We start from the raw sequence: 20881 nt of genomic DNA on the forward strand, positions 1-20881 counted from the left end.
TGTTCATGGTGTACCTCCTGGGTGCGAGCCGTGCGGGGATCAGCCGATCCGGGAAAGGAAGCCGCGTACGCGCTCGTTGCGCGCGTTGTGCATGACGTCCTCGGGGGTTCCGGAGTCGATGACGAGCCCGTCGTCCATGAAGATCACGCGGTCGGCCGACTCCCGCGCGAACTGCATCTCGTGGGTGACGACGACCATGGTGGTGCCGTTGGCGGCGAGGTCCTTCATGACGAGCAGCACCTCTCCGACGAGCTCGGGGTCGAGTGCGGAGGTGGGCTCGTCGAAGAGCAGCACCGAAGGGGAGGTCGACAGTGCCCTGGCTATCGCCGCGCGCTGCTGCTGCCCTCCGGACAGCTGCCCCGGGTACTTGTGCACGTGGTCGCCGAGGCCGACGGCTTCCAGGTGGCGTACGGCGATCTTCTGTGCTTCGTCCTTGCTCTTCTTGTGCACACGACGTAGCGAGAGAGCACAGTTCTCGACCGCGGTCATGTGCGGGAAGAGATTGAACGACTGGAACACCATGCCGAAGAAATGGCGCTGCCCGGCCATCTGCCGTTCGGTGGCCGCCACGACCGTTCCCTTCCGGGAACGGACCGCGCCCATGCGATGGCCCTCGATCCGCACCGCACCCGAATCCGGCACTTCCAGGTAGGCCAGGCATCGCAGCAGCGTGCTCTTCCCCGACCCGGACGGCCCGATGAGGCACAGGGTCTGGCCCCTGTCGACCGAGAACGACACACCCTTGAGCACCTCGACCCCGCCGAAGGACTTGCGAAGATCGCGTGCCTCCATGACCGGGCCGGCCTCGTTCGCGTTCAATTCCTGGCTCATACGCTTTCCCTGGAGGTCAAGAGGCCGCCCATCGCGTCCCGCCGTGTTCGGGTTCCCCGGCGTTGGGAGAGGCGGCGTTCGATCCAGCCCTGTCCGAGGGAGGCGACGGTGGTGACCACCGCGTACCAGATGGAGGCGACCATCAGCAGCGGGATGATCTGGTAATTGCGGCTGTAGATGTTCTGCACGACGGTGAGCAGATCGTTGCCGGCGATGAAGGCCACCAGAGACGACGACTTCAACATGCCGATGAACTGGTTGCCCAGCGGGGGGATCGCGATGCGGGCGGCCTGCGGCAGAACCACGTACAGCAACGAATTCGCCGGTGACAGCCCGAGCACCCGCGCCGCCTCCACCTGCCCTTTCGGGACGCCGTCGAGCCCGGCGCGCACGATCTCGCTCGCGTAGGCCGCCTCGTGCAGGCCCAATCCGAGCAACGCGGCGACGAACGGCGTCATGAGCGAGTTCGTCTGCCAGGAGGCGAGGGAACCACCGCCGGGCAGGCCGAGGCTGATGACGGGGAACAGCAGCGCGAGGTTGAACCAGATCAGCAGTTGAACCAGCAAGGGGACGCTGCGGAAGACCCACAGGTAGGCAAGGGCGATTGTGCGAAGGATCAGGTTGTCGCTCACCCTCAGCAGGGCGATGACCAAGCCGAGAACGACGCCGAGCAGCATCGCCAGGATCGACAACTCGATCGTCACCCAGACTCCGTCGAGCACCTGGCCGGAGAGCACGTACTCCCGGACCACCGGCCACTCGACATTCGGGCTCGTGACGACGGTCGTGGCCACGACGCCGGTCACCGCCAGCAGGACGATGCCGAGCGTCCAGGCGCCGACGCTCTTCCTCGGACGCACGGCCGCATCGAGCGGGATGGGTGCGCGAACTTCCGCCATACGTCACCTCCCATCAGATTGACTAGTGAAACTAGACGATGGCTTCGGCGGCGTCAACGGATCGGACGCGCCGTTTTGGTCGAATCCCCTGGTGATCATCAAGTGACGAGGAGGTTTACTGCGCCGCTGTCGGGCCACGCGCTTACGCGGCGAGGCCGGTTTGGCTACTGAAACTAGACACAGGCGCCGATAGATCGCTACGTTGGAACCGTGCTTCCCTCGACGGCGACCGCGGCGGCCTCAGACAGCCGCCCTCACACCGAACCGATCGTCGACCTGCGATCGGACTCGTCCTCACTGCCCAGCACGGAGATGCTGCGCGCCATGCAGACCGCCCGGCTCGGCAACGACCTGTACGGCGAGGACCCCACCGCCAACGAACTGGAGGCTGCCGCGGCACGCCTGCTCGGCAAGGACTCCGCCGTGCTGATGCCCAGTGGGGTGATGGCGAACAAGGTGGCGCTGTCCGTGCTCGCGGAACCGGACCAGCTCATCGCCGTGGGCCGGCTGTCCCACATCAACCTGTTCGAGGACTCTCTGCCGCAGCGGCTCCTGCTGCCGGTGGACGACTCCGATGAGGAGCGGTTCGCCGAACACCTCCGGTCGGCACGCGACCAGGTGGTCGCGCTCGCCATCGAGAACACGCACCTGATGCGCGAAGGCCATGTGATGACCCCGGAGGCGGCCGATCGCTTCGCGCGGATCGGAGTACCGGTCCACCTGGACGGCGCACGGCTCATGAACGCCGCCGCGGCCCTGGACGTCCCGCCCGCCGACCTCGCGGCCTGCGCGACGACCGTCACGCTGACCTTGTCCAAGGGCCTGGGCGCGCCCATCGGATCCGTCCTCGCGGGCCCGGAGGACATGATGAACCGCGCTCGCCAGAGCCGGCTCGCCATGGGCGGAAGCCTTGCGCAGGCCGGAGTCGTTGCGGCGGCGGGGCTGGTCGCGCTGCGCCGCCCCCCGCAGGAGTTCCGCACCGACCATCGCGGGGCCGCGCGCATCCGGGCCGCGGCCGAGGAGCGCTGGCCGGGTAGTACGAGCCCGCGCACGACGCCGGGCACGAACATCGTGATCTGGTCTCCGCCCGAGGCCCCCGGTGTCGTCGCCCGGCTCGCGGACCGCGGAATCCACGTCCTTCCCTGGGGCGAGACCTCGATCCGTGCCGTCACCCACCCCGGCATTTCCGAGCGGGACATCGATCATGTCGTCGACGCGATCGGGGAGATGTGACCGTGGACATACCGGCTGGTGCATAACGTGGTCACCGTGACACAGAAAGAAAACCATTCATGAGCGACGAGTCCGCACCGCAGGCTCCGGAGCACGAAATGCCGCCGGACCTCGGAGACCGCCTGCGCGCGGCGCGGCAGGCAAAGAAGCTCTCCACCCGCCAGCTGGCCCGCAAACTCGGCGTCTCTCCGGCCCTGGTCGGTCACATCGAGACCGGCCGGACGTTGCCGAGCATCAACACGCTCTACGCGATGGCCACCGCGCTCGACCTGTCGCTCGACCGGTTGTTCACGCTGGAAGGAGCCCGGCCGGCCCGCGCCGAGGAGCAGTCCTCCGGGGTGCGCGTCAGCAGGCACAATGCTCGTCCGCGCCGTCCGGGCCAGGCCGGCATTCGGTGGGAGGGCCTGGCGAGCGTCGACCACCATCTCCGGTTCGGGCTCCTCGCCTATGACGCCGGGGCCTCGACGACGGGAGAGGCGACCCCGCTGGGCCACGAGGGAACCGAATACGGATACCTGCTTTCCGGGACGCTCGAATTGACCGTGGACGACGAGAAATACGTCCTGCAAACCGGCGACTCCTTCGAACTGGACGCGCGAGTTCCCCACACGCTGTTCAACCCCGGGCCGCACCCGATGAACCTGCTGTGGGTGTTCGATCCGCACAGCCACGGCCCGTTCGCGGACGAATGATCAGCGTCTTCGACCTGTTCTCGATCGGCGTCGGCCCGTCCTCCTCGCACACGGTCGGGCCGATGCGCGCCGCGCGCGCCTTCGCCCAGGGATTGGACGCCGACGGGGTACTGAGCCCGGCCGCCCGGGTGCGCGTCGAGCTGTTCGGGTCGCTCGGCGCCACCGGCCTGGGCCACGGCAGCGACCGCGCCGTCGTGCTCGGTCTGCTGGGGGAGTACCCGGAGACGGTCGATACCGCCACGGCATCCGAGCGCGCGTCGGCGATCCGCGCGACGGGACGGATCGCTCTGCTCGGCCGCCACGAGGTCGTCCTCGGCGCCGGAGACCTCGTCCTGCACCGTCGCGAGAGCCTGCCCCATCACCCGAACGGGATGCGGTTCTCGGCGTTCGACTCGACCGGGCGGACGCTACGCGAACGGATCTACTACTCGGTCGGCGGGGGTTTCGTGCTCGACGAGCAGGGAGCCCCCGTCGGACGGGACGCCGAAGACCCCGCGCCACCCCAGTACCCCTTTAGCAGCGGCGCCGAGCTGCTCGCGCGCTGCGACGAGTCCGGCCTGCCGATCAGCGGGGTCATGCTCGCCAACGAGCAGGCCCGGCGAACGGCCGACGAGGTCCGGTCGGGGTTGCGGGAGATCTGGGCGGTCATGAGGCAGTGCGTCCGGAACGGCTGGACGAACGAGGGCGCGCTGCCCGGCCGGCTGCGGGTCCCCCGCCGGGCCCCCGGGCTGTACCGGCGGCTGCGCGCCGAGCCGGACGCCGGCGACCCTCTGCTCGTCATGGACTGGGTGAACCTGTTCGCGCTGGCCGTCAACGAGGAGAACGCCGCGGGCGGCCGCGTCGTCACGGCCCCCACGAACGGCGCGGCGGGCGTGCTCCCGGCCGTCCTGCACTACTACGCGCGGTTCTGCCCCGGAGCGACGGACGACCAGATCGTGCGCTTCCTGCTCTGCGCGGGCGCGATCGGGGTGCTCTACAAAGAGAACGCGTCGATCTCCGGTGCCGAGGTGGGCTGCCAGGGCGAGGTGGGCTCGGCCTGTTCGATGGCGGCGGGCGCCCTGTGCGAGGTCCTGGGCGGCACGCCCCGGCAGGTGGAGAACGCCGCCGAGATCGGGATGGAGCACAACCTCGGGCTGACCTGCGACCCGGTCGGCGGGCTCGTCCAGATCCCCTGCATCGAGCGCAACGCCGTGGCGGCCGTCAAGGCCGTCAACGCGGCGCGGATCGCCCTGCGCGGCAACGGGACGCACATCGTGAGCCTCGACCGGGTCATCAAGACCATGCGGGACACCGGCGCCGACATGCTGCTCGAATACAAGGAGACCTCGCGCGGCGGGCTGGCGGTCAACGTCATCGAATGCTGAGCCGGAACGGTCCGTGGCGCCGCGGCGCTCGACGCGTCACTCCGCCTGAGATGGACGGAGCACGGGCGGGAGCGGTCCGCCGGGCCGGATCTGCTGGACGGCGTGGTGCAGTGCGGCGATGAAGGCCGTGGTCGCCGGCGGATCCGGCGGATCGCCGTAGGTGGCGAGGTAGACGTGCCGCTGGAAGTCGCGGAGGACGCTGGCCTCGATGCCGGGTGCGCGGTGGGTGCGCAGTGCCAGCCCCGGCATGGTGGTCACGCCCATGCCCGCGGCGACCAGTGCCTGATTCACGATGATGTCGTCGGCGGTGTAGGCGATGGGCGGGGTGAACCCCGCCTTGTCGCAGGCCTCCAGGAACTCGCGGCGGCAGTTCTCGCAGCCCGCGATCCAGTCGGAGTCGCGGTTGCCCTCCAGCGTCTGGCCGGGGTCGAGGCTGAGCAGGTACGTCGGGTCGTCGAACAGGTGCGCGGCGCGGACGTCGTCCGGGGCCGGGTCGTCGTAGCGGAAGGCGACCGCGACGTCGACCTCCCCGGCCCGCAGCAGGTCGAGGGCCACGCGCGGATGGGACTCGATCAGGCGCAGTTCGAGGCCCGGGTGCTCGCGGCGCAGGGTGCCCGCGGCGTGCGGCACCAGAGCGGCCAGCGCCGACTGGAAGCCGGCGACCCGGACCAGGCCGGTGTGCAGGCCGACCAGCGCGGACAGTTCCGCGGCGGCGGTGTCGACCCGGCCGACGATCTCGGTGGCGCGGCGGGCCAGGTGCTCGCCCTCGGGGGTGAGCCGGATGCCCCGGCCGACCCGCTGGACGAGCCTGGCCCCGGTCTCCGCCTCCAGCCTGGCCAGATGGCGGCTGACGGCGGGCTGGGAGTAGTTCAGGTGCTTGGCGGCCTTGGTGACCGAGCCCTCCGCGGCGATCGCCGCGAGGACGCGTAGCCGCACGATATCCAGCATCCATCAAGGATACGCATGAGTTAGGCCAAGCATTGTCATTAGACGTATGACTCGGCGTGCGCGACGCTGAGCGGGACGAACTCGTTCTGCCAAGGAGGACGCGGTCATGATCCGGACATCAGCGACACTCACCGACCTCGTCGCGGCCGTGCGCCGGACGGTCGACATGCGGACCGGCTGGACCGACACCGCGGACCTGGTCGCCGACCAGCTCCGCGCGCACCTGCCCGGCCCCGAGATCCTGACGCCCGATCAGCGTCTCGGCCTGCCCGACCAGGTGGCGGGCCACCTGCTGCACGCCGAGCCGGACGGGGCGTTCTCCATCCTCGGCCTGGTCTGGCGCGCGGGGCAGGGCACCCGGATCCATGACCACATCACCTGGTGCGTCGTGGGCGTGCTGGCGGGCATCGAGCACGAAGAACTGTTCGACGAGTCGCTCAACCCCATCGGCACGCGGGACAACCCGCCCGGCGAGGTCAGTGGCTTCGCGCCGCCCGGCGACATCCACCGCATCCGCAACGTCGGCGACGAGACCGCCATCAGCCTGCACATCTACGGCACCGACATCTCCCGCGTCGGGTCCAGCGCCCGCCGCTACTACGACTGAGGAGCTCGAACCATGGACCAGAACGCCATCGACGAGGTACTGAACCGTCCGTACAGCCAGGAACTGCTCGCCCGCGACCTGGCGAGGCTGGCGTACGTCGCGCTGGACGGCACTCCGCGGTCGATCCCGATCGGGATCCACTGGAACGGCACGGAGATCGTCATGTGCACCGCGAAGAACGCGCGGAAACTGCCGGCGCTGCGCGACAACCCGGCGGTCGCCCTGACCATCGACACCGAGTCGCACCCGCCGAAGGTCCTGCTCCTCCGCGGCAACGCGGAACTGGACGTCGTCGACGGCATCCCGGAGGAGTACCTCCAGTGGAACGGCACGTACGAGATGACGCCGGAGCAGCGGGCCGAGTGGGAGAAGGGCGTGCAGTCGCTCTACGACGGCATGGTCCGGGTCGTGGTGAAGCCGACCTGGGCCAAGCTGATCGACTTCGAGACCACGCTGCCCACCGCCATCGAGGAGCTCATGGCGCGCCAGAAGGAGAACCAGCGCGCATGAACACGGAAAGGACCGCCATGGAGGACACCGGCCGGCAGGACCCGCGTCCCGGGCGCGGGACGGTCCAGCGGATGGACAACGTCGCCATCGTCGTCGACGATCTCGCGGCCGCCAAGGCGTTCTTCGCCGAACTCGGGCTGGAGCTGGAAGGCGAGGCGACACTCGAAGGCAGCGTGGTGGATCGCCTCGTCGGGCTCGAAGGAGCCCGATCGGACATCGCGATGATGCGCACCCCGGACGGCCGCGGGCGGGTCGAGCTGACCAAGTACCACGCCCCGTCGATCCGAGAGGGTGACCCGCGCGCTCCCGCGAACACACTGGGCGCCCATCGCATCATGTTCGCCGTCGAGGACATGGAGGACATCCTCGACCGTCTGCGGATCCACGGAGCCGAACTCCTCGGCGAGCTGGTGCGGTACGAGGACAGCTACCGGCTCTGCTACGTCCGCGGCCCCGCGGGCATCCTCGTCGCGCTGGCCGAGGAGACCGAGTAACCGATCGGGGACGGCCCACGCAGGAGGGGCCGTCTCCGGCGTGGGGGCGAACCCTTCACCCTTCCCGCGGCGCCACCCATGGGTGCCGCATCGCCCGGTGAGGATGTCGCGCCAATTCGCGTCGTCGGGCATATTCAGATCGATCTCCGCCATCACCGCGTCCATGGCGAGATCGAGGACGTCCTCCCTGCTCGTCACGTATTCGTACAGCGACATGGTGCCGGCGTTCAGGCGCGCGGCCAGGCGGCGCATGGAGAAGCCGTCCGCGCCTTCGGCGTCCAGCAACTCGATGGCCGCCTCGACGATGCGCTCCCGGGACAACCGAGGTTTGCGAGGCGCCGGCTCGTCACGGAACCAGACGGACTGGCCCGGCGGCTTTCTTGGCACGCGCTCGCTCCTCCCGTGCGGTGTACGGAAAACCGTACACATAGCTTGATCGTGGATCGATTCCCGCAGGACGTTCGCACGTGGAGGGACGATGACCGATGAGCCCGCGCAGCGGTGGCTGCGCACGTACGCGACGCTGGCTTTGCAGGTCAACCGGCAAGTGGTCGGTACCTCCCGGGGGACCGTCCTCATCTGCCGGGGGCCGCAGGAATGGCGCGCGCAGGTAGAGGCGGACGACCCGCCGCCGCCCGCCCGGCTCGCCGAGGACACCGAACGCTTGCTGGCGGAGATTCCGTTCGATCCTCCGCGGGCGACCTTTCTGGCCTCGCAGGTCGGAGCGATACGGGCCGTGGCACGTCGCCTGGACGGCGCGGCTGCCGCTGAGCGAATATGCGAATGGTGCGCAGATGGTGCCACGGTCCTGAGCGTCTCCGGCGCCTGCTCACCGAGCAACTGCTCCCAGCAGATCTCCACCCCCACGATCCGCCGGCCGAGCGGTCTGGTCATGCGGGGTCGGCGTCGGGGTAGAGGCGCCAGAGCTGGGCCTCGCGGGCCATCTCGCTGGCCGTGACGAGCAGGGCGGAGTCAGGGCTGAGCGCCGCACACGAGACGTACTGACTCTGGCTGATCTCGACGAGTTTGCGTCCGGTGGAGGTGTCCCAGAGTCGGGTGTAGAGGCCGGGGCCCGAGGTGAGGAGCATCGAACCGTCTGGAGTGAACTCCAGTTGCCGGGCCCCCTCCTCGATGCGCAGGGTCTCGGCGCCGGTGAGGGCGTCCCACAGCACGGTGGCCCTGTGCGTTCCCGCCGCCAGGACGGTGCCATCGGGGCTGAAGGACACGCTGTTGACGCCGTCGACGGTCGCGCGGCCGGGCGCTGTGTGCAGACGTGCAAGGGCCTGACCGGTGGTGGCGTCCCAGATCTCGGCGGGACAGTGGTCGGGGTCGGCGGGCCACACACCGGACGTGCCCGTCGCCAGGCAGGTGCCGTCCGGGCTGAACGCCATGCTGTGCACCCATCCGATATTGCTGATGACGAGGAGTTCGTCCCCGGTGGTCGCGTCCCAGATCTTGGTGGTGCCGTAGTGGCTGCCCGTCGCGAGGCGGCCGCCGTCCGGGCTGAAGGCCACCGCCTGGACCCAGTCGTCATGGACGATGCGAGCGATCTCGCCACCGGTCGCGGTGTCGAAGATCCGGCAGCGGCCGCGGGTGTACTCCGGTGATCGTCCCCCGAGACCGCCGCCGGAGACGGCGAACCGGGCACCGTCGGGGCTGAAGGCGATCTGCCCCTCCTGCAGGGCGATCCCCCACAGCCGCGACCCGTGGCGTACGCGGCGGACGGGAGCGCCCGACGGGTCGAGAAGATCGGTGGCGCCGTCGCGGAACAGCGCCAGATACCGCCCGTCCGGGCTGAAGGCGACGTCCTTGAGCCACCGGGGCGTTGTGAAAGTGCGCAGGCGGACGGGCCGGAGCGTTCCGTCCGGGCGGGGTGCCCGGACGGGAGGCCGGACCGGCTCGGGAGCCGGCCGGGGCGGTGGCCGGCGGCGGGAGAGGTGATCGTGGAACTCCGCGTGGCGGAATTGGAAGATGGGGCCGACCGCGCGCAGGAGTCCGAGCTTGTGGGCGTCGTCCAGGAAGGGCATCAGCCGTAGCGGCAGGCGGCGTCGGCGCGCCAGCCGGGCGGTGACCAGGGCGTAGCCCAGCCAGGTGGCCTCCTTCTCGGTGACGAAGGCGAACACCGCGCCGCCCACGATTCCCAGCCCGGCCGCCACAGCGGTTCCGGCGAGCGTGCCTCCGGTGAAGGCGGCCGTGGCGCCGGAGACGCCGCCCGCCAGGAGCACGGCGATGAGGAACCGGGTGAGGGTGATGCGGCGGTCCGCGCGGCAACTGGTCACGGGCGTGCTGGCCTCCAGGCGCGCGGTGGCCTGCGTCCAGCGGGACAGATCCTCGGTGAGCAAGGGGACGAGTAACGCCAGCCCGTAGAGGGTTCCCGCCGACAGGCCCTCGCGGAGCGGCCCTTCGAGCCCGCCCGGAGTCCCGTGCGACACCAGGTGGAGGCCGACCCGGACGAGAATCACGCCCAGAAGGCACACGGCGGCGAGCCCGAGCGCCCACGCGAGAGAGCCCAGCATCGAAAGGGGCGTCCAGCGGGAGGCGCGCTCGTCGTCGCGCATGTCGTTCGCCAATGCCGCGATCAACACGCCGCCGGTGAGCCCGCCGAACCACTGGACGTCGAGAGCGACGATGCCGACCGCCATGACGCACAGCGCGCACACGAGCGCGCCCAGCGCCTTCACCAGGTCACCCGGCGTCCCACCCGGCAGGACGGTCCGCGCCAGCCTCCACCAGGCGAAGTCGCGGGTGCCGATGCCCCGGGCGCCGACCTGCCTGACCGTCGCCGGACTGCGGTCGAGAAGGTCGGCGAGATTCCCGAGCCAGCGACGCGTCGGCGCCGGGTCGTGTTCGCGCCGCGGACGGAAGAGCGCCGCATCGTCCCTCCCGGCCGGAGGACGCGCATCGATCAGCGCGGGGATGAGACGGTCGAACAGGTGAGACCGCAGCGTCTCGGCGGTCGGGAACCGTTCGCGATCGAGCAGAGGGGACGGGTCGGCGTCGGGCTCGGCGTACGTGGTCCGCAACAGCCACATGCCAAGGGGGTTCGCCAGGACCTCCACCAGCGGGCTGGGGCCGTCGCGCACCTCGTCCAGCAGGCGCCGCCAGGCCGGGTGCGGATTCGCGGACAGCGTCGCTTCGAGATACCGGGCGGCGTCGTCCGGGGCGAGCGGCTCGGACTCCACGAAAGCCGCGCCGGTGATGCTCCGCGACGCGAGGGCGGCGTCCATGAACTCCTCGGTCCGGCTGGTAATGATGAGCCGGCTCCCGGCCGACATCGCCTCGTTGATCGCTCGGATGATCAACGGGCGCATCTCGCCCGGGGCCTCGTCCAGGCCGTCCAGGACGGGGAGGACGTGCCCGAGGCGCAGCAGCCTGCGGGCCGTGCTGCTCCCCGCGGAGGGCGCGTGCTCGCGGAGCCAGGGATAGGTCTCCTCCAGCCGGGTGATCAGCCATTCCTCGAACGAGGGGGAGGCGACGGCGTCCCAGCCCGAGATCGACAACAGCACCGGAACCGGCCCGTCGTCACGGGAGTCGGCGAGGTGGAGGAGGAGTTGGATCGCGAGGGTCGTCTTGCCCGCCCCTGGACCGCCGAGGATCACCAGGCGCCGGCTGGGCAGCTCCTTGAACCGCGCGACCAGGTCTTCGATGTTGTCGCCGGACCCCGTCCAGACGGCCGGCCCGCCCAGGTTGACCCGCCCGGCCGCGTCCCGGCGCTCGACCTCGACCGTCAGGGCCCACCGCACGGGCATCGGGGACGGGTTGGCCAGCCCCAGAATGCGTTCCTCTTCCCGCCACTGCACCCGCACGGTCTCCCGGAGGCTGCGGACCGTCTCCTCCAGCGTGGACGGCAGCCCTCCGTCCTGCCTGACCTGGCCGACCACCACGACCGCCGTCGCTAGTGCCAGCCCACCCCACACCAGCGGCACACCCTTGCCATGGACCGCCACGGTGTTCGTCGCCATGTTCCCCAGCAGCGCGAGCAGGACGCCCATCAACCCCGCCCACGCGGCAGCCACCCACGGCCGTCGCCTCATGCGACCAGCATCACGACCTCGCGCGCCACGCCACAACGGAAGCCGCCCTCATCCGTTGGCCACCTACGGCCTGCCCCCTCCCAGAGGCCGCTGACGACATGGATCCGGATGCGTCGCCCTACTCGCGCCCTCCGTCCGCGCCGGGTCCGTCACTCATGGGGGTCAGGCCTTAACTGGACACCTTGCGTCTCTACGGGGCAGGAGATCGGTGCGACTTCCGAGAAAGAATGCAGCACAAGAGTCGTGTTGGGAGGGGACGATGCTGTTCAGGCGGGAGGTCCTTGAAGGGATCGCAGGCGGGCGGATCGACCGGGTGTTCCGGGTGTGGGCCGAGCCCCCGGTCCGCGCGGGGAGCACCCAGCGCACCTGGGCGGGGATCATCGTCATCGACTCGGTCACGGCCGTCACCCCCGAGGAGATCACCGAGGATGACGCCCTGCGTTCGGGCTTCAAGAGCCGCGCGGCCCTGCTCACCGCCCTGTCCAAAAGCACCAAGCAGGGCGGCTACCACCGCGTCATGCTCCATCTGGGCGGCCCCGACCCCCGAGCGGAACTGGCCGCGAACGCCGACCTGACCGACCAGGAACTGGCCGACATCAAAGCCGCCCTGGACACCATCGACACCCGCAGCCGCCGAGGCCCTTGGACCCGCGAGGTCCTCCGCCTCATCGAGGAACACCCCGGCCTACGCGCCCTGGACCTGGCCGAACGCCTGGACCGCGACAGACTCCCCTTCAAGGCCGACGTCCGCCGCCTCAAAGCCCTCGGCCTCACCGAAAGCCTGGAAACCGGCTACCGCCTCTCCCCACGCGGCAAGGCCCTCATGGCCTACCTCCACTCCCTCCCCGACTGATCCATTCCGTGATGCGGTGTTGCATCGCAACCACGGACGAACCGTGGCGCTCGACGTGGCCGCCCGCTGGAATGGCCGATCTCATCACCGCCCCCACCCCAGAAAAGCACGGAGAAAGATGGCTTCGATCTATATAGAGGTAAGCTCCTTAGATGAGACAAAGCTGAAAGCGTTACTCCAATGCATAGCGCAAGCAGAGGTGCAAGATAGCGAACTCCTCCATAGCTATCCGCCGCGCATGCTCGTAAGCGTGAATACCGAAATCTCGTCCACAAAACTCGATGAAATCATCGCCTGTATTGAACGATCCGTCGGCACCGGTGACGTGACACTGCGCCGCACAGAGTAGAGCGAACTTTCTAGTACCGCCTTGCCACTCCTGCCGATGGGGTGATGTGTGGGCACGGTCATCGCGCGGGACTCAGCCACTCGGTCAAGGGGCGGGGGAGGGCCGACCAGATGGGCCGGGTCGGCTGGTAGCGATCAGGGCGAGGGACGCGAACGTGATCAAACCAAGTTCGGCGCCGGCGGTCCAGGCGATGTCCTGCGGCTTCATGCCTTCCGTGTCGCCGACCAGTTCGGCCTTGTCCGATTTCCCCTCAGGGTCGTGGCGCACGCGGACGCGCTGATCTACCTGCAGCGTCCGGTCGGACCGCGTGACCGAGACGGTGTCACCGCCGTCACAGGCCAGCCGATACCGGTAAGCGGAACCGGACCCGTTAACCGTCTCGACCTCGGTCACGGTCACCACCCGGCAGGTGGAGACCCGTCCGCGCTCGTACAGCAGCCACTCGCTGAACCAGGCCGGAACGGTACCGGCGAAGATCAAGGCCACGACTCCGGCGACCACGGCAACGCCCGACCACACGGGACGGTCACCGGCGCCGGCCATCAAGAGGGCCATCCACAGCCCCATCACCACCAGACCGGCAACGACGAACACCAGGATCAGCGCCCATCCCCGTATGCCGTCCGGCCCATCGGCGATCGCCCACGACATGCCCAACACCGCCGCGGCGAACAACGCCAGCAGCACCACTGCCGCCACGCATGCCAACGACCGCCGCAACCTGCCTCCTCCGTCCGACCCGGCGAGCCGCAGCGGTCGGCACCAGCTGTTCTGACGACACTAGGTCAACTCGGAGCATTGTGCCCCAGACCGAACCACGGGTCCTCCCGAAAGACCTGGGCAAATCGCTCGCGAACGGCGTCCCGAACCTGCGCTCTGGCAAGACGGAGGATCGGATACCAGCAATGTTCTCTCACCATTGCGTGATCTGAGGCGTCCGGGCACATCAGTACCGCGATGACCCGGATGGGCCAGAGGAGCCGCCCAAGGTCTCCGCCGGCCAGCACCGTCGCCAAAGTCCCGGCGCCCGATGCCGCGACGACGCTCGGGAGCACATATCGCCAGGCCCAATGAACCGCGGACCCGATCGATCCAGCATGGCGCAGTGCATCTGGAAAGGTCTGCCCATGTTGCTGCTCGATAAGATTCTCTACCGTTCGGAATATTCGACAACGCAGAACCTCGTACTGTGCAATCGCACATGCCATCTGCGCAAGCAACCCACACCAGAAGTGTTTCGCCAGAGCCCATTCCTGAAACTCCGCCATCAGCTCCGAACCGAGGTGTTCACCAACCCTGCGTAAGACCATGCCTTGTGCAGGTGCACTCGGGTCGTCCTCGAACGCAACCGTCTGCGTCGTCCACGCGCAGTAAAGCAGTCCGCGGTCACGATGCAACCAGTGGACGACCTCCGCTTGTCCACAACCAATCACAGCCTGGCGAGTGGGCCTTGTGGGCTTCACACTCTTTGGATCCCACGCATCTTCTCGCTGCTTCACAAGTTCCAGGACACCATCGAGCGGCCCGTCTGCGATCTTGAACGCGCCCCGGCAGCCATGTCCAGCGCCACCACAGGCGCAGTCACAACCAGGATTCTTAGCTTCCGCGCAACTCCAGTTGTGGGCCATGCGGTTCCCCAAAGTTTGATCGGAAACCGCATCATGCAAGCCACTGAGCATGTGCGTAAGTCTTCGGTCGGTGAGACATGTCTGCTGGACATGCGGCGGCCGAGCAGAGCACTGACGATCGACCGCGACCACTCCAATGGCGCCCACGGCAGCCGGCCGGGAGAATCACGCGCTGCGAAGGCCGGGCGCGCCGACCTCGACCAGCAGGCGTGCGGCACCGGAGGGGCCGATGCCGTTGCAGCCTTTGAAGGCCCACACCCGGTCCGGTCCATGCACGTTCTCCGATGCTCGATCCAGCACTGGGTTGTCGAGCCGGGAGGGCGCCGCTTGCCGGGGCCTCTGGTCCGGAGCTGGCCGGGGCACCGATCCCGAGGCGATGAAATCAGTAGCTGAGGGAAGGGCACTTGCACTGATTCGTCGACCTGGAATCCTGAAGGCGTGGACGAAGATCTCGCGGCCGTGGTGGCGCGACTCGACCAGGCTTTCGCGTCGTATCGCCGTCGAGCGATGCTTAACGGCTGCCGCATCGCCGTCCTGCGTTGCCTGCCGACGAGGACGCCCCTTTCTCGTTGACTCTCCGCTTGGGCGGCACGGTGGGCGGCCGGGAGGATGTGGTGTTGCGGGGGCCGGGCGATCACTGACCGTCCACGGGGGACGACGTGCCGACGTTGTTCTGCGTGAGGTCTCCCGGGTCCTCGGCGAGATCGTCCGCGCGTGTTCGGCTTTCTGGCCTGCGGTCCGATATTGGCCGGTCTTGTGGTGCTGTCCTTGGGTTAGCCTGCGGCTGTGACGCCTGTTGCACGCGCGTGGGGACGTCGTGCGGGTTCCGTGTCGTCCAATGCCAGGGGACGGGTGGCGACGCGCAGCTCAGCAGGGCACGATCGGCGTCCGTCTCGGCGCGTCGCCCGGAACGATGGTCTTCAGGGTCGGGCACGATGCGCCCGGCTTGAAGGTTCGGCACCTCGGTGGTGGAGGGTACGTGAAGGCTGTCGTGTACGAGCGGTATGGGCGCCCCGACGTGTTGCGGGTCGAGGACGTCTCGATGCCGTCGCCCGGGGCCGGGCAGGTGCTGGTGAAGGTCGCGGCGACGTCGATCAATCTCAGCGATTGGGAAGGCCTGTGTGGCTCGCCTTTCTACGCTCGCCTGGGTGGGTTGCGTGCGCCACGACGCCCGATACTGGGCTCGGACATCGCCGGCTGGGTCGAAGCCGTCGGCACCGGTGTCACCCAGTTCCAGCCCGGTGACGAGGTCTACGGAGACAATCTCCAGCTCAAGGGCGGGTTCGCTCAATACGCCGTCGCGCCCGAGTCTGTACTCGCCCTCAAGCCCGCCGAGCTGACATTCGCCGAGGCTTCGACCATTCCGCAAGGTGGTGCGATCGCTGTGCAGGGCACGGCCGACGTCGCCGAAGGACACCGGGTGCTGATCAATGGTGCCGGCGGGGGCACCGGCGCGTTCGCCATCCAGTTGGCCAAGCGTCTCGGTGCGCACGTGACCGGTGTCGACAACGGCCGCAAGCTCGAATTCATGCGATCACTCGGGGCCGATGCCGTGATCGACTATCAGAGCGACGACTTCACCCGTGATCGTGAGCCGTACGACGTCATCTTGGACCTCGTCGCTCACCGGTCGGTGTTCGCCTATCGTCGAGCGCTCGCTCCGGGCGGCCGGTATCGGTGCGTGGGCGGGTCGGTACGGGCGTTGTTGCGCGTGCTCACGATCGGCGCGGCCGCCGGGTGGATGACCCGTCGGCGGCTAGGGGTACTCGTCGTCAGGGAAGGCCCCTCCCATTTCGAGCCGATGACCCGACTGTGCGTCGCCGGTGACGTGAGCATCCACATCGATCGCACTTTCGAACTCGATCAGGTACCAGAAGCCCTCGCTCACGTCGGCGAGGGACATGCCCTTGGCAAGGTCGTCGTCACCCCGCACTGAGTACCGGGGACGGACGCGCTAAAAAGTGCGCGCTTCCCAACGAGTGCAATGGTCAAGCCCCACGGCAGATCCACCGGCATGGCCTCACAAGCCGTCGTCGGGCTCTCGCAGGGAGTGGTGGGCTTGGGAAGCGGGTTACGTAATCCGAGCCCCTATTCAAGTTGCGTGGACCAGGGCCCCAACTCCTGACGCCCTCTGCATCGGGAACGCCAGAACCGGGCACGTTAAGCAGATCCAACTGGTGGCTTGCATCGAGGTACCAGCACCGCAGGCGGCAGCGGCGAGGGCGCTGGTGAGGCTTGGAACCCTTGGATCATGAGTTTCGATGCATGGCTTGTCTTAGTGCAGTTCTGCTGCTCGGCGGACCCCATTTTCGGCGGCAGTTGGCTGTGAACCGGCCTGGTATTGGTCTGGCTGCCTGTGGCAGCAGGCTATTTCACCGTGACGGTCAAGGTAGGGCCAGGCTTTGACTCGCGACATCAGCGGAAAACGGGGGATATCCACGGATATCGGACGGGTGATCAAGGTGACCGGTTGACGCGGTGGCCGTTTCCGGTAACGAGTGCTACCGGCGGGATGGGCTAAGTGTCTTACAGATGACTGCTTTCAACCCTATTTCGATCGGGGGAACGGTGCGGGATTCATGCATCACGTTCACTTCCAAGCTTCGTCGTCTCATGCCAGTGCCGGCGTTAGCGGTGGGGCTGGTGTTCGTGGGAGCGGCTCCGTCGGCGCAAGCCGCACAGCCGCAGCCCTGGCGAGTGGTGAAGACCTACGACGTCAACCAGTACGACGCCATGTCGGCGGTCACGGCCACCAGCCCGCGCAACGCCTGGACGTTCGTTACCGGTGACCTGCACGAACGGATCGTCGCGCAGCACTGGAACGGCAGGGCCTGGCGCGAGGTGGCAGTACCCGCCGAACTGCCCGGAGAGATCCGCGAGGCCAGCGCCACATCCGCTTCGAACGCCTGGGCGGTCGGCGACAGCGACAGTGCTTCCAGGGGTTCGTACGCACTGCGCTGGAACGGCCGCAAATGGGTGGTGGCGCAACAATGGGCCACCGGCGTCGTCAGTGGCGTGACCGCGGCGGGTCCCAACCAGGCATGGGTCTTCAGCGATGGTCGCCGCGACGCAGGCGTGGGCACCTGGCACTTCGACGGCCGCCGGTGGACCCAGGTCCAACTGCCGTACGGCATCCAACAGGCCAGCGCGGTGTCCGCACGCGACATCTGGGCGGTCGGCAACTCCGCGTACAGCTTCAAGGTGATCGTGCATTACGACGGCACGGCCTGGACCGAGATACCGGCCGGCGACGCGCTGCCCGACGAAATCCAAGGCGGCGAGGGGGAGCCCTCCCAGTACGTCTTCCTGTCGGACGTGGTCGCAGTGTCGGCCAAGGAAGTCTGGGTGACGGGGTCGGTGAGCCGTACCGACGACCTTGGCACAACGGAGCTTCCGGTGGCCGCGCGTTGGGACGGCAAGCGGTGGCAGAAGGTGGACGTGCCGGGGAACTGGCGTCCGCGGGTCGCCGAGTCCGATGGCCGCGGTGGGCTGTGGATCTCCGGGGACGGCGATCCGCGCGAGTCGGGCCGCGACACACCGGTGCTGATGCACCGCTCGTCCAACGGCACGTGGTCCAGTTCGGTCGTCCAAGCCGGGGACCGTACCGCCTACGTCGACGCCATGGCCCTGGTTCCTGGGACCACCACCGTGTGGGGCGCGGGGCAGCTACGGCCTGCGGATGAGTCCTCGTCCGACGGAGCCATCTTCCGCCGAGGATAAGGATCGCCAATCCACATGACGCGGGGCGGTCACCCACGGGAGATCGCCCCGCGTCTGAAAGCGGCCGTCACCGCCCACGCCGAACTCCAGGGAACGCCCTGAAGAGCGTCAGCCTGGCGGCCGCCATGACCGCTGCCGCTGCCCTCGTCCCCTACGGCGTGCCCAATCCAATCGCCGTCCTCAAGTGGGGATATAAAGAATGGTCCGAAGACGACCGGGCCCCTGTAGGCGGTTCGCTACTTACCTACCACCGAAGGCCCTGAGCGAAGTACACGCCGCTAGCGCATCACTTGGCTGACCTTTTCGCTCGTCGTATCCCGATGTCATGCCGCAAACCGCTTCCTCGTGTCGATTCGCGTGCGGCTCATCGCCCCACGCATTCGGGATGGAGTGGTGCGGGAAGCAGTCGAAATGGGGGCTGTCGCTCAAATCCGACCGCTTTGGCGTCAGTTGTGACAACCGGCGGCTATGTCGGGGCTAGAGTTCGTCCGTCTTGTCCATGTCGGCGGCCGGGGGTGCTGTGGTCGAGGTTCCGGATGCGGTACTGGACGAGTTGGCCGGGCCGGTCGCCGCGGCGATTCCGCTCGTCGTCGCTCGCACTCCGAAGGCGCCGGCGGCCGAGCTCGGTCGGCTGCGGGCGACCGTCGAAGGCACGTACCCGACCCACGGAACGGCCTTCGGACTCCAAGCTGTGGCCCGGTTACGCTCCGGCGTCCGGTCCGGGGCGGGCCAATCGCCGGTACGGGACGCGCTCGGCTCGCTGCCGCCGTTGCTGATCGAACGCCTGCTCGGCGCGCTGGAACTGACCGTCCCAGAGTTGGACATGGCCGAGGTCCCGGATCTGACCGGCTTCCTGGGGGAGCCGTTCACCGGCACCTTCGGTGTGGCGAGAGCTGCGGGGACGAGCGAGGCGGTCAACGGCGCGGCGATGCTGGACCACGTCCGGCCGGGCGCGGTGCCGCTGGTCGCCGCACTTGCCCGCCGGCTGGCCACCCACCCACGAGTGGCCGCGCTCCTGGCAGCGGGGCCTGAGATCACCGACGAGCCGGGTCTGGCAGCGGCCCATGGCGCGGCACAGCTCGCGCTGGCCGTGTCCACCGCCACGGCCGTCCTGCACGGGGTGGGCGTCCAGGCTTGGGCGATGGAGCCGCCACCGGTGCTCGGCGTCGCGATCGGCACCGCAGCCCTGCTACTGCAAGAGACCCCGATGCCCTCCGGTTACGCCGCCGCGGTACTCGCCAAAGCCCGGGCGGACTACCTCCTGCCCCTCCACTCCAGCGGGCAGGCACCGGTGTCGGGGCACCGGTTCGCACTGCTGGAGGACGATGCCGTCCCGGACGTCGACTTCAGCGGCAACGGGCTGGTCGCGGTCGTCGCGGGCGGCGCGGTGATCCGTACCGGCGTCGAGGACGGACACGTCCGGCTCCTGTTGTCCGTCTTGGACGGGCCACCGCCGGACATCGCGACCGGCTGGGAGGAGATCGTCGAGGTCAGCTGGCGGGCGTCCGTCGGCAGCGCCTCGGTGGCCGGGCCCCAGGCGGTCCAGGGGCAGTTGCGCAGGGTCACTCCACCATGGCCGGGTGACTACCGGCTGCGGGTACACGCCCGTGGCCGAGACGACGCCGACGAGACCGAGTCCTACGAGCTGGTGGTGTGGCAGGCACCCGCCGCGCCCGACATCGTGCACGCCCGAAGCGACCGGCTCGGCCACCGGTTGCGCGGCGAGCCAGAGCCGACGCGGCCCGAACTGCCCGAAACCTCTTACCGGTGGCTGAGCCGCAGCTCTCTGTCCGAGGCCGCGACGGTCACGGTGGTGACCGGGGCGGACGTCGCGGACGTGCTGCGCGCCTTCAACGCGGACCCGGCCCGGCCGGAGTCGCTGCGGACCATCGCCGAGGACCTGATGAACCGGGGGTCGACCGATCCCTGGGTCGCGGTACTGGACATCGGCGGCGCCGTGCTCGCCGTCGAATACAACGGCTGGCAGGGCTCGACCGCACCCGTGCTCACCCGAGCCTCCGCCGGCGGGCGGGCCGCCGGCATGTACTGGAACGTCAATATGCTGACCCGGCTGTCGTTCGCCGAGCACGGCGAAGTGCTGCTGTCGCAGGAACCATACGGCGACCTCGACGCGCCACCACAGCTCACCGCGACACTCGACGGCCTCGACTTCGACGACCATCATCGCCGCAGGCACATGATGGGCCTGGTCGCGGTGCAGCGATTCACCGGCCACGGCATCACCGCCGAAGACCTGGCCCGCATCGAGGCCGCCGACATCGCCTTCCGGATCGTGCCGGACCTACCCGCGCTGTACCCGCGGGGACCGCGCCCCGACAACCCGCTCGGCCCTGCCGCCCAGGCGCTGGCCGGGCTACCCGAACCGGCCCAGCGGGACCTGGCCTGGTGGGCCGCCGCGGAGGCCGCCCGCTACGCGGGACTCGCCGAAGACCCCGACATAGCCGCCAGCGTCGCGTCCCGCGCACTGACGCCGGACGCGCACCTGCGCGCCCGCCGCTCCCAGCTCAGCGACGGCGAACACAGGTGGGTCTGGCTCGCCTTGCACCACGCGACCAACCCGGACCCGCTCGCCGCGGCCACCGGCGCCATCAACGCGGCCCGCTACGCCGCCGGCCCGCACGCGGCGACCCTGATCGCCGACGCCCAGACCAGAATCACCACACCCGACAAGCCATAACAGCTTCGAACCCAGGCGAAC

At 68.9% G+C, this 20881-nt stretch carries 17 protein-coding genes and 1 pseudogene; 11 read left to right on the top strand and 7 right to left on the bottom strand.

What is annotated here, in order from left to right; all coding sequences use genetic code 11:
• Nucleotides 1–39: 39 nt before the first annotated feature.
• Both BM339_RS38855 and BM339_RS38860 read right to left on the bottom strand, forming a co-directional pair.
• Nucleotides 40–831 carry an amino acid ABC transporter ATP-binding protein gene (locus BM339_RS38855; protein ID WP_075024119.1) on the bottom strand — a complete coding sequence of 264 codons (792 nt, stop codon included), beginning with the start codon at nucleotides 829–831 and terminating at the stop codon, nucleotides 40–42.
• The gene (locus BM339_RS38860; RefSeq protein ID WP_075024120.1) at nucleotides 828–1730 is read right to left on the bottom strand and encodes an amino acid ABC transporter permease; all 903 of its coding nucleotides are present in this window, start codon (nucleotides 1728–1730) and stop codon (nucleotides 828–830) included. The genes BM339_RS38855 and BM339_RS38860 overlap by 4 nt, the downstream gene beginning before the upstream one ends.
• 210 nt (nucleotides 1731–1940) lie before the next feature.
• On the opposite strand from BM339_RS38860, the gene BM339_RS38865 reads away from it, so the two are divergent.
• From BM339_RS38865 to BM339_RS38875, 3 genes are read left to right on the top strand one after another with little or no spacing between them, the layout of a single operon-like run.
• Nucleotides 1941–2963, top strand: coding sequence for a threonine aldolase family protein (locus BM339_RS38865; RefSeq protein ID WP_075024121.1), 1023 nt, complete (start codon nucleotides 1941–1943; stop codon nucleotides 2961–2963).
• 59 nt (nucleotides 2964–3022) lie between these two features.
• The gene (locus BM339_RS38870) at nucleotides 3023–3655 is read left to right on the top strand and encodes a cupin domain-containing protein (RefSeq protein ID WP_083598411.1); all 633 of its coding nucleotides are present in this window, start codon (nucleotides 3023–3025) and stop codon (nucleotides 3653–3655) included.
• Entirely contained in the window at nucleotides 3652–5019 is a 1368-nt protein-coding gene (locus tag BM339_RS38875) for an L-serine ammonia-lyase (protein WP_075024123.1), read from the top strand. Before BM339_RS38870 ends, BM339_RS38875 begins: the two co-directional genes overlap by 4 nt.
• Nucleotides 5020–5055: 36 nt before the next feature.
• Here BM339_RS38875 and BM339_RS38880 read toward each other — a convergent pair whose 3' ends face one another.
• The gene (locus tag BM339_RS38880; RefSeq protein WP_075024124.1) at nucleotides 5056–5967 is read right to left on the bottom strand and encodes a LysR family transcriptional regulator; all 912 of its coding nucleotides are present in this window, start codon (nucleotides 5965–5967) and stop codon (nucleotides 5056–5058) included.
• Nucleotides 5968–6073: 106 nt separating this feature from the next.
• Between BM339_RS38880 and BM339_RS38885 the strand changes: the two genes are divergently transcribed.
• The 3 genes from BM339_RS38885 to BM339_RS38895 all read left to right on the top strand — a co-directional run bounded on the left by BM339_RS38885 (nucleotide 6074) and on the right by BM339_RS38895 (nucleotide 7578).
• A complete protein-coding gene (locus tag BM339_RS38885) occupies nucleotides 6074–6574 on the top strand; it encodes a cysteine dioxygenase family protein (protein WP_021591286.1) in 501 nt (166 codons plus the stop codon).
• A gap of 12 nt (nucleotides 6575–6586) precedes the next feature.
• Nucleotides 6587–7084, top strand: a complete 498-nt coding sequence (locus BM339_RS38890; RefSeq protein ID WP_021591285.1) for a pyridoxamine 5'-phosphate oxidase family protein — start codon at nucleotides 6587–6589, stop codon at nucleotides 7082–7084.
• A 71-nt stretch (nucleotides 7085–7155) separates the two neighbouring features.
• Nucleotides 7156–7578 carry a VOC family protein gene (locus BM339_RS38895; RefSeq protein WP_024934260.1) on the top strand — a complete coding sequence of 141 codons (423 nt, stop codon included), beginning with the start codon at nucleotides 7156–7158 and terminating at the stop codon, nucleotides 7576–7578.
• 186 nt (nucleotides 7579–7764) lie between these two features.
• On the opposite strand, the pseudogene BM339_RS52555 reads toward BM339_RS38895, so the two are convergent.
• Nucleotides 7765–8472: pseudogene (locus tag BM339_RS52555) on the bottom strand (TetR/AcrR family transcriptional regulator); the annotation flags it as partial.
• Entirely contained in the window at nucleotides 8469–11612 is a 3144-nt protein-coding gene (locus BM339_RS38905; protein ID WP_143118770.1) for an NACHT domain-containing protein, read from the bottom strand. The pseudogene BM339_RS52555 and the gene BM339_RS38905, both read right to left, overlap by 4 nt.
• A 259-nt stretch (nucleotides 11613–11871) precedes the next feature.
• On the opposite strand from BM339_RS38905, the gene BM339_RS38910 reads away from it, so the two are divergent.
• Complete coding sequence (locus tag BM339_RS38910; protein WP_075024126.1) at nucleotides 11872–12465, top strand: ASCH domain-containing protein; 594 nt, start codon at nucleotides 11872–11874, stop codon at nucleotides 12463–12465.
• Nucleotides 12466–12508: 43 nt separating this feature from the next.
• Entirely contained in the window at nucleotides 12509–12814 is a 306-nt protein-coding gene (locus tag BM339_RS49195; protein ID WP_143118771.1) for a hypothetical protein, read from the top strand.
• A gap of 84 nt (nucleotides 12815–12898) precedes the next feature.
• Here BM339_RS49195 and BM339_RS38915 read toward each other — a convergent pair whose 3' ends face one another.
• Both BM339_RS38915 and BM339_RS49200 read right to left on the bottom strand, forming a co-directional pair.
• A complete protein-coding gene (locus BM339_RS38915; protein ID WP_075024127.1) occupies nucleotides 12899–13513 on the bottom strand; it encodes a hypothetical protein in 615 nt (204 codons plus the stop codon).
• Between the two features lie 86 nt (nucleotides 13514–13599).
• Complete coding sequence (locus tag BM339_RS49200; RefSeq protein WP_143118772.1) at nucleotides 13600–14493, bottom strand: hypothetical protein; 894 nt, start codon at nucleotides 14491–14493, stop codon at nucleotides 13600–13602.
• Nucleotides 14494–15421: 928 nt separating this feature from the next.
• Between BM339_RS49200 and BM339_RS38920 the strand changes: the two genes are divergently transcribed.
• From BM339_RS38920 to BM339_RS38930, 3 genes are all read left to right on the top strand, one after another.
• Nucleotides 15422–16378, top strand: a complete 957-nt coding sequence (locus BM339_RS38920) for an NAD(P)-dependent alcohol dehydrogenase (protein ID WP_021591277.1) — start codon at nucleotides 15422–15424, stop codon at nucleotides 16376–16378.
• Nucleotides 16379–16974: 596 nt separating this feature from the next.
• The gene (locus tag BM339_RS38925; RefSeq protein ID WP_143118773.1) at nucleotides 16975–18162 is read left to right on the top strand and encodes a hypothetical protein; all 1188 of its coding nucleotides are present in this window, start codon (nucleotides 16975–16977) and stop codon (nucleotides 18160–18162) included.
• Between the two features lie 520 nt (nucleotides 18163–18682).
• Complete coding sequence (locus BM339_RS38930) at nucleotides 18683–20860, top strand: DUF6461 domain-containing protein (RefSeq protein ID WP_177287888.1); 2178 nt, start codon at nucleotides 18683–18685, stop codon at nucleotides 20858–20860.
• Nucleotides 20861–20881: the final 21 nt, after the last annotated feature.

This window comes from Actinomadura madurae, assembly GCF_900115095.1.
GTDB lineage: Bacteria > Actinomycetota > Actinomycetes > Streptosporangiales > Streptosporangiaceae > Spirillospora > Spirillospora madurae.